The organism is Desulfonatronospira sp. (assembly GCA_003563255.1).
GTDB lineage: Bacteria > Desulfobacterota > Desulfovibrionia > Desulfovibrionales > Desulfonatronovibrionaceae > Desulfonatronospira.
The window spans coordinates 1-8,518 of the sequence record PWSL01000284.1; the positions used below are offsets into that span (position 1 = coordinate 1).

10 protein-coding genes are annotated in these 8,518 nt (G+C 50.4%); all 10 read right to left on the bottom strand.

The features are described 5' to 3' along the window. Nucleotides 1–207: 207 nt before the first annotated feature. The gene (gene ilvC, locus QZP87_RS08290) at nt 208–1,197 is read right to left on the bottom strand and encodes a ketol-acid reductoisomerase (protein WP_291322452.1); all 990 of its coding nucleotides are present in this window, start codon (nt 1,195–1,197) and stop codon (nt 208–210) included. 125 nt (nt 1,198–1,322) lie between these two features. Beyond that, the gene (gene ilvN / locus QZP87_RS08295; protein WP_291322453.1) at nt 1,323–1,805 is read right to left on the bottom strand and encodes an acetolactate synthase small subunit; all 483 of its coding nucleotides are present in this window, start codon (nt 1,803–1,805) and stop codon (nt 1,323–1,325) included. A 10-nt stretch (nt 1,806–1,815) separates the two neighbouring features. After that, nucleotides 1,816–3,507 carry a biosynthetic-type acetolactate synthase large subunit gene (ilvB, locus tag QZP87_RS08300; RefSeq protein WP_291322454.1) on the bottom strand — a complete coding sequence of 564 codons (1,692 nt, stop codon included), beginning with the start codon at nt 3,505–3,507 and terminating at the stop codon, nt 1,816–1,818. 1 nt (nt 3,508) lies between these two features. Continuing rightward, nucleotides 3,509–3,742, bottom strand: coding sequence for a DUF465 domain-containing protein (locus QZP87_RS08305; RefSeq protein WP_291322455.1), 234 nt, complete (start codon nt 3,740–3,742; stop codon nt 3,509–3,511). Between the two features lie 320 nt (nt 3,743–4,062). After that, nucleotides 4,063–4,362 (bottom strand): DUF167 domain-containing protein, encoded by a 300-nt coding sequence (locus tag QZP87_RS08310; RefSeq protein ID WP_291322456.1) that lies wholly within the window; start codon nt 4,360–4,362, stop codon nt 4,063–4,065. Between the two features lie 117 nt (nt 4,363–4,479). After that, on the bottom strand, nt 4,480–4,980 hold the full coding sequence (locus tag QZP87_RS08315) for a DivIVA domain-containing protein (RefSeq protein ID WP_291322457.1): 501 nt from the start codon (nt 4,978–4,980) through the stop codon (nt 4,480–4,482). 211 nt (nt 4,981–5,191) lie between these two features. Beyond that, nucleotides 5,192–5,494, bottom strand: coding sequence for a YggT family protein (locus QZP87_RS08320; RefSeq protein ID WP_291322458.1), 303 nt, complete (start codon nt 5,492–5,494; stop codon nt 5,192–5,194). A gap of 17 nt (nt 5,495–5,511) precedes the next feature. Then, complete coding sequence (locus QZP87_RS08325; protein WP_291322459.1) at nt 5,512–6,168, bottom strand: HAD family hydrolase; 657 nt, start codon at nt 6,166–6,168, stop codon at nt 5,512–5,514. 18 nt (nt 6,169–6,186) lie between these two features. After that, the gene (locus tag QZP87_RS08330; protein ID WP_291322460.1) at nt 6,187–7,833 is read right to left on the bottom strand and encodes an AMP-binding protein; all 1,647 of its coding nucleotides are present in this window, start codon (nt 7,831–7,833) and stop codon (nt 6,187–6,189) included. A gap of 40 nt (nt 7,834–7,873) precedes the next feature. Beyond that, the gene (locus tag QZP87_RS08335; protein WP_291322461.1) at nt 7,874–8,443 is read right to left on the bottom strand and encodes a cupin domain-containing protein; all 570 of its coding nucleotides are present in this window, start codon (nt 8,441–8,443) and stop codon (nt 7,874–7,876) included. Nucleotides 8,444–8,518: the final 75 nt, after the last annotated feature.

An 8,518-nucleotide genomic window follows, 5' to 3' on the forward strand; every position in this document is an offset into this window, starting at 1 on the left:
GAAGATTACTCCCCGGTATCTACCGCGGATGCGGTGGAGACCATGTGCATACCAGGTGCGTATTCCTGGTATGCACATAAAAAACCTCTCTTATCTGTGTACATCTGTGTGATCTGTGGGCTAAAAACTCTTTTCTTTATTGGGTTGCGGGCATGGCCCGCTTTAGAACAATTGGGTGAAGGAAATACCAGCCCCTTCAGTTGTACTCTACTTGTTGAGCCAGGCCATCATTTTCCTAAGCCTTTCGCCTACTTCCTCGATATCATGGCTGTGGTATTTTTTGCGCTGGGCATAAAACGCCGGCAGCCCGGCCTTGTTTTCCAGTATCCATTCCCGGGCGAAGTTGCCGTCCTGGATCTCTGACAGCACCTTGCGCATTTCCTGCTTGACATCCTGCCCCACTATTCTCTCGCCCCGGGTGTAATCCCCATATTCAGCAGTATCGCTGATGGAATAGTGCATCCTGGTAAACCCGCCCTCGTACAAAAGATCAACGATGAGCTTGAGTTCGTGCATACACTCAAAATAAGCCACTTCGGGCTGATACCCGGCCTCCACCAGGGTTTCGTAACCAGCCCTGATAAGGGCGCTGACACCCCCGCAAAGTACTGCCTGCTCTCCGAAAAGATCTGTCTCGGTCTCTTCGGCGAATGTTGTCTGGATTACCCCGGACCTGGTGGCCCCTATACCCTTGGCGTAAGCCAGGGCCTTGTCCCAGGCCTGTCCACTATGGTCCTGATAAACCGCGGCCAGGGCCGGAACACTGCCTCCCCTGGCGTATTCGCGGCGTACAAGGTGCCCTGGACCCTTAGGGGCTATCATGACCACGTCCACGTCCCTGGGGGGGACAATCTGGTTATAATGGATATTGAAACCGTGGCTGAAAACCATGGTCTTTCCGGAATTCAGCTGCGGCAACACGTCATTGTAAAAAACCCCGGGCTGGTACTGGTCCTGGACCAGGATCTGGATGAGATCCGCCTGTCCGGCTGCTTCGGCCGCTGTCACAGGCTCAAAGCCGTGCTCCCTGGCCAGGTTGAAATTGTCGCCTCCAGGCCTCTGGCCGACGACTACGTTCAGCCCCGAATCTCTGAGGTTCTGGGCGTGGGCATGCCCCTGGCTGCCATACCCGATGACAGCAATGGTCTTGTCCTTTAGAACTGAAAGATCCGCGTCGTTTTCGTAGTAAACCTTCATTCATCGCTCCTTAAACTGCTTTGGGATACATTAACATATGTTCGGGAGGCCTGCGGGCGGAAATACCCGGTCACGGCATGTTCCGAAATATTGGCAACTGACAGTAGAAACCCGAATATGCCCGGCTAAAACTGCATGCTGCGCTTCATAGCCACAGTGCCTGTCCTGGCGAATTCCTTGATGCCGAAACGCTGCAGCATATTGACAATGGCAACTATCTTGCCTTGGTCCCCGGTTACTTCCATGGTCAGCTCATCAATACTGACATCCACCACCTTGCACCTGAAGATATCCACAATGCGCAGGATTTCTGCCCTGCTGCTGTCAGTGGCATGAACCTTGATGAGGACCATTTCCCTTTCCACAGCCTTGGTACCAGACAGGTCAACAACCTTGATGACAGTAATCAGCTTGCGAAGCTGCTTGATGATCTGCTCGATGATCTGCTCATCGCCATGGGTGCTGATGGTCATGAGGGACACCCCTTTTTCCAGGGTAGGACCGACATTCAGGGTGTCGATATTAAAGCCGCGGCCGCTGAAAAGACCGGCTACCCTGGAGAGCACCCCGGGTTCGTTTTCCACAAGTACTGATAAAACGTGTCGCATAGCCAGCCTCCTAGACCAGTAACATTTCGGTTAACGAGGCCCCGGCAGGGACCATGGGATAGACATTTTCCTCTGGCTCCACCTTGATATCCACAATGCAGGTCTTGGGCGAGGCAATGACCTTGTTGAGAACCGGGACCACATCCTCGCTTTTTTCAACCAGGTATCCTTCGGCCCCGTAAGCCTCGGCCAGCTTGACAAAGTCCGGTGCCGTATCCAGGCAGGTGGCGCAGTAGTTCTTGTTGTAGAACAGTTCCTGCCATTGCCTGACCATCCCCAGGTAACTGTTGTTGAGGATAATTATCTTCACAGGCAGGTTGTAGCAGACAGCGGTGGCCATCTCCTGGATGTTCATCTGAATAGACCCGTCCCCGGCGATGTCGATGACCAGTTTGCCGGGATTGGCGACCTGCGCCCCTATGGCGGCTGGAAATCCGTATCCCATGGTACCCAGGCCGCCGGAACTGATCCATGTCCTGGGCCGGTGGTACTTGTAAAACTGGGCGGCCCACATCTGGTTCTGTCCCACCTCCGTGGTGATGATGGCCTCACCTTTGGTCAGCTCATAGAGTTTCTCCAGGACGTATTGAGGTTTGACCTTGCCGGACGGGCCGGTTTCGTACTGCAAGGGATGTTCCTGGTTCCATCCCTTGACGGTCTTGACCCAGGAGGAATGCTTGTCCTCCCATTGCACACCGGTTATTTCCCCCATTTCCTCCTCCAGTGCGGTGAGGGCATTGAGGCAGTCCGAAACTATGGGGATATGCACATTGACATTCTTGCGAATGGAAGTGGGATCTATGTCTATATGGATAATCCTGGCCCTGGGAGCAAAAGTATTGACCTTTCCGGTTACACGGTCATCAAAGCGGGCCCCCACGGAAAGCAGCACATCGGAATTATTGACAGCCATGTTCGCGGCATAAGTACCATGCATACCAAGCATGCCCAGCCACAGGGGATCGTTGCCCGGAAAGGCGCCAAGGCCCATCATGGTGGAGGTGACCGGCAGGGAAAACCTGCGTGCCAGCCTGGTCATTATCTCGCCTGCCTCAGAAGATATTACTCCACCCCCCGAATAAATCAGGGGCCTTTCGGCTTTGGAGAGCAGACTGGCGGCTTTTTTAACCTGCTTCCTGTTGGGGGTGTAATTTGGGTTGTAGCTGCGCATGCTGATGGTCTTGGGATACTCAAACTCAGTCCTGGCCTGCATGACGTCCTTGGGCAAATCCACGAGAACAGGCCCCGGCCTGCCGCTGGCCGCAATGTAAAAAGCCTCCTTTATGGAGTGGGCGAGTTCTTTTACATCTTTGATAAGGTAGTTGTGCTTGGTGCAAGGCCTGGTAATGCCCACAATATCAACTTCCTGAAAGGCATCATTACCGATAAGCGCCGTGGGAACCTGGCCGGTGAAAATAACTACCGGGATGGAATCCATGTAGGCCGTGGCGATACCCGTGACAGTGTTGGTTGCCCCTGGTCCGGAAGTCACAAGGCATACCCCGACTTTGCCGGTTGACCTGGCATAGCCGTCTGCAGCATGTACTGCACCCTGCTCGTGTCGAACAAGAAAGTGTTGGATGGATGACTTGGGAAGCTCGTCATAGATATCAATGACCGCCCCTCCCGGAAACCCGAAAATGTGTTGTACTCCCTCCTGCTTGAGGCTCTCAAGCAGGATCTGAGCTCCGGTGAGCTCCATATTATTTCCCCTCCCTGGCTTTATATTTTTCTAATAATGCATGCAGCCTGGTCTTGCCGGCCAGTTTCTTCTTTTTTATATCCTTGACTTCCATTTCCTCGCTGGGGGTAAGAAAATGTTTGTTTTCATATCGTTCCAGCTGTTTTTCAAACATTTGATGGTTTTCCCACAATCTTTTGAGTTCTTCATCTTCTTCACTGTATTCGGCGATCAGATCCAGCTCACGTTGCTCCATTTATGACCTCCTTGTTTTAAAAAATAGTGTGCCTGTATCTTGACAGTCAATAGCACTACAGCGAAACTTATTTATTGACCTCCGGGACTGGCTCTCCCCGCACTTATTTTTCTGAAGGATGTTTGACGGCATTTTAAAAATAAGTGCGGGGGTGCCTGTCCCCAATTGAGATACCATACTGTATTTTATAAGTTTAGCTGTAGTGATAGTTCTCTAGCAACTTCTTGTATTAACTGACAATTTCCAGGATTCAAAATGTCAGGAACATTATCAACTTTAACCGCCTGATTTTTTTACCTTTTACTTTTTACCTTTTACTTTTAACTCTCAAGTGCCTGTTTAAAAGCTTCAAAAACTGATTCCGGGACTCCCCTTACAAGAATATCCTTGTTCCTGCTGCCACGCCCTCTTTCAATAAAAACCTGTTTTTTTCCAACGCCCAGACATCTGGATAAAAAACTGCACAAGGTCTTGTTGGCCTTGCCATCAACCGGAGGTGCCTTGATGCTGATCTTGATGCGCCCCCCATGCAATCCCAGGATCTCATCCCTGGCGGCTCCGGGCTTGACCCTGACCCGGAGACGCCATGACCCGGGTTCCATTTTTTCCAGAAACTGCATGCAAGTACTGTGGATTAAAAAAAATGTCAGACTGTCCCCGACAGTATCTGTTCAGAGCTTTTATAAAAAGCAAAGCGCTGAACAGACAACCCCGACAAAACTTGATCCCCTTGAGAATCACGATTTCTGGAGGAACGTGAGCTTGGATTCCGCCTCTTCCAGATGCAGGTGTTCCTCGTCATGGGATTCCAGAAGCTTCAGGTGGGATTCTATCATGGACCTGAGCTTTATTTCAAAGTGTGCCCGCTGCTTTTTTAATTCCGAGATGTCTTCATGAATCTGGGCCAACCTCTTATGGGCCTGCCTGAGTATGTCTTCAGCCTTGGATTGTGCCTCCTGGACAATAATCTTGGCCTGCTTGTTGGCATTAGCCTTGATGTCATCAGTCATTTTCTGGGTTGTAAGTAATGTGCTCTGCAGCACTTCCTCCCTGCTTCTATGTTCCTTCAATTTTTCTTCCAGGTACTTAATGTTTTGATCCAGCAGGGATTTTTTTTCGGCCAGTTCCCCGACGTAGTCGGCCACTTCCTGCAGAAACATTTCCACGTCATTTTTTTTGTAACCTAGAACCGAAGTGGAAAATTTTTTGTTCAGGATATCAATTTTTGAAATGTCCATCTTACACCCTCTTCCTCAGAACTTTGGCCCAGAGTAACCGCCGGTGTTACCATTCAGGGGGGCAGGTACCGGCCAGGGGGACAGTCCCCGTGCTACATGCAAAGCGCTAAACAGATACTGTCTTCTGACTCCTCCGACTGCAAAAAAGACTTTTTACAGTCGCACCTGTTATTGGTTAATGGCTACTCTAAACGGTTAAAAAGAATCAGTTTCAGCCTATGCCGGCAACAGCCTGGTAAAGGGACTGGACAACAAAAATCTTTATGAATTGAATGCCCACCAGAACCACAATGGGTGACAGGTCTATTCCACCAATGTTCACAAACGGCAACCAGGTCCTGACCCGGTAAAGAACCGGTTCGGTAAGGTTGCGAAGCACCCTTACAATTGGATTATAAGGGTCGGGATTGACCCAGGTCAACAATGCGGAAATAATCACAATCCAGAAATACAGGGTTAGCAAGATGTCGAACACGCTTACCACAGCCATTAAAAAATTGCCCAACACATTCATATATCCTCCCAAAAAAATTAAAGCCTCCCGGCAATGAATTCCCTCAGAGTCCAGAAATCCGGTATCAGCATCTCTGCCTGCAGATACTCATTCTTATAGGCCCAGAAAGGCACTCCTGAACTACCAGCAGTGGCCTGGTCCACCACGGAATCGCCGATGAAAGCCACATTCCGGGGCTGTATGGACCAGAGCTCCAGAATCCTGTACATGCTTTCAGGATGAGGCTTGGGTCTGCTAACCTGACCGGCGGTCATTACCGGCCAGAAATAGTCCGCAAGTCCATGCATCTGCAGTAAAGGGTCCATGGTACTGGTGCGGTTGGTATTGACTGCAATGCGAAGCCTCTTGCTGCGCAGGAGTTCCAGCAGTTCCGGTACGCCTTCCTCCATGCGCATGTATGGAAGAAGTTCAACGTAATTTATGTGCGCGCGGACCTCGTCCAGGCGATCCAGGCATTCCGGCGGCAGGATATGCCTCAGGGAGTCCATGACCGAATGCATATGCACGAATTCTTCTTCATCACTGCTGATGGGTCCGAACCCGAAATATCCGCGAACTCGATTGTAGAAATGGACGTTTACATCCCTGGAATCAAAAAGAACCCCGTCACAATCAAATACCAGCCCCTGAAGCCCCTTGAGGCTCATGGAACTTAAGGGATTACAGATGATCAAAAGAACTCCTTATTTATCTCATAACCTGGGGAAAAGCTCTGCCGCCATTTCCCTCAGCTTGTATTTCTGGACCTTGCCGCTGGCGGTCATAGGGTATTCCTTTAGAAAAGACACGTACTTGGGGGTCTTGTACCTGGCGATTTTGCCCCGGCAATAGTCTCTGACATCTTCGGATGCATAATCATAACCATCTTTGAGGATAACAAAGGCCACTACTTCCTCTCCATATTTATTACTGGGAACCCCCACAACCTGAACATCCCTGATGCCTTCCATAGTGTACAGAAATTCTTCAACTTCCCTGGGATAAATATTTTCGCCGCCCCTGATGATCATATCCTTGAGGCGTCCTGTGATGCTCAGATAACCTTCCTCGTCCATAACCCCCAGGTCCCCTGAATGGAGCCACCCTTCAGGGTCAATGGTCCTGCTGGTTTCTTCGGGCATATTGTAGTAGCCGCGCATAACATTGTAACCCCGGCAGCAGACTTCGCCCTGCACTCCAGGTCCCACGGCCTTATTTGTTTCCGGATCCACCACCTGTACCTCTATCTCCGGCATGGGCCGGCCCACTGTCTCGGTCTTTTTTCGAATGTCATCATCAGTACGGGTCTGAGTCATCACTGGCGAGGTCTCGGTCAGGCCGTAGCATATGGTTACCTCGCTCATGTTCATTTTCTCAATCACCTGTCGCATGACCTTTACCGGGCAGGGTGAGCCGGCCATAATGCCTGTTCTGAGAGAACTGTAGTCAAATTTTGAAAACATGCGGTGTTCCAGAACAGCAATGAACATGGTAGGCACGCCGTAAAGGGCAGTGCACTTCTCTGATTCAATTGCCGTCATTGTCGTCAGTGGTGTAAATCCTTCCTGGATCACCATGGTGCTGGCATGGCTGACAGCCGCCAGCACTCCCAGGACGCAGCCGAAACAATGAAACAGGGGAACAGGCAGGCATATGCGGTCTGCATGGGTAAGTTTCTGGTGCTCTCCTATCCAGAATCCATTGTTGACAATGTTGTAATGGGTGAGCATGACTCCCTTTGGAAATCCAGTAGTGCCGGAAGTATACTGCATGTTAACCACTTCATGCGGGTCAAGCTGGTTCTGACGAGCCCGGTATTGACCATCAGTGGTCATCCCCCCCAGGGCCATCAGTTCCGGCAGGGAATACATGCCTCGGTGCTTTTCCTGACCTAGAAAAAAAACTCTCTTCAGGTGCGGAAATCTTTTATTTTTGAGGTAACCCCGGGGCTGGTTCCGCAATTCCGGAACAAGCTCGTACAGGGTATTAACATAGTCTGTATCTCTGAACCCGTCTATAATAAATATGTTTTCGGTCTCAGACTGCCTCAGCACGTAATCCAGCTCGTGCTTTTTATAATAGGTGTTGATGGTGAGAAGCACAGCGCCGATCCTGGCCGTAGCAAACTGCAGTGCAACCCAGTGCGGAACGTTGCCGGCCCAAACAGCGACCTTTTCTCCTTTTTGCACCCCCAGACTCATCAGACCCTTGGCCATCTGGTCCACAACATTGGAAAACTCCCTGTATGTCAGGCGAAAATCCCGGTCTACATATACAACGGCCTCATTTTCCGGATAATTATCCACGGCTTCATCCAGAAGCTGACCCAGGGTTATTTCCCGCAAAGGCTTATCCCACATATTATTATATTCTCCGCAGTGTATAGGGTATGTTTTTCTCTTATTCAGGAAAAAACAGAACAGCATAAATGCCGGCCGGGTTGTCGCCTCCGGCTGCCAGGTTATGGGGGACTATGGAATTGTAATAGACGCTGTCACCTGCCTTGAGGTTATAAGTGCTCTGGCCGTAAATCAGCTCGATTTCTCCGGAAACAACTATGATAAACTCTTCCCCCTCATGAGAGGAAAGCTTTTTTTCCCTGGCGGATTCAGGCAGAACTTCTATGAAAAACGGCTCCATTCTGCGATCGCTCTTGCCTTTTCCCAGGGAATAAAATTTCAGTGCAGCCGGCTTTTCCTTTCCCTTGAGCATGGTCAGCTCTTCCTGTCTGTCTTCCCGCCTCACTATAAGAGGATCCTGGACAACGGTGTCATCCAGGAAGGTCCCAAGCCTGACTCCAAGTCCACGGGCAATTTTGAGAAGCGGCCCCAGGGAGGGGTACATATTGTCCTCTTCCACTGAACGGATAAATTCCGCATCCAGTCCGCTGCGTTTGGCCAGCTCTTCCAGGCCCACTTCTTCCATCTCCCTGTACTTTTTAATCTTTTTACCAATATTTACCTGGTTCATCCCTCCTCCTTAAAATTACTTGAGCAGTATCTGTTTAGCGCTTTGCATATCGCACGGGGACTGGCTCTTCCGGGA

Excerpts from the sequence above, each read along its gene's own strand:
- ilvC (WP_291322452.1), bottom strand. The coding sequence starts at position 1,197 with ATGAAGGTTTACTACGAAAACGACGCGGATCTTTCAGTTCTAAAGGAC.
- ilvN (WP_291322453.1), bottom strand. The coding sequence starts at position 1,805 with ATGCGACACGTTTTATCAGTACTTGTGGAAAACGAACCCGGGGTGCTC.
- ilvB (WP_291322454.1), bottom strand. The coding sequence starts at position 3,507 with ATGGAGCTCACCGGAGCTCAGATCCTGCTTGAGAGCCTCAAGCAGGAG.
- QZP87_RS08305 (WP_291322455.1), bottom strand. The coding sequence starts at position 3,742 with ATGGAGCAACGTGAGCTGGATCTGATCGCCGAATACAGTGAAGAAGAT.
- QZP87_RS08310 (WP_291322456.1), bottom strand. The coding sequence starts at position 4,362 with ATGCAGTTTCTGGAAAAAATGGAACCCGGGTCATGGCGTCTCCGGGTC.
- QZP87_RS08315 (WP_291322457.1), bottom strand. The coding sequence starts at position 4,980 with ATGGACATTTCAAAAATTGATATCCTGAACAAAAAATTTTCCACTTCG.
- QZP87_RS08320 (WP_291322458.1), bottom strand. The coding sequence starts at position 5,494 with ATGAATGTGTTGGGCAATTTTTTAATGGCTGTGGTAAGCGTGTTCGAC.
- QZP87_RS08330 (WP_291322460.1), bottom strand. The coding sequence starts at position 7,833 with ATGTGGGATAAGCCTTTGCGGGAAATAACCCTGGGTCAGCTTCTGGAT.
- QZP87_RS08335 (WP_291322461.1), bottom strand. The coding sequence starts at position 8,443 with ATGAACCAGGTAAATATTGGTAAAAAGATTAAAAAGTACAGGGAGATG.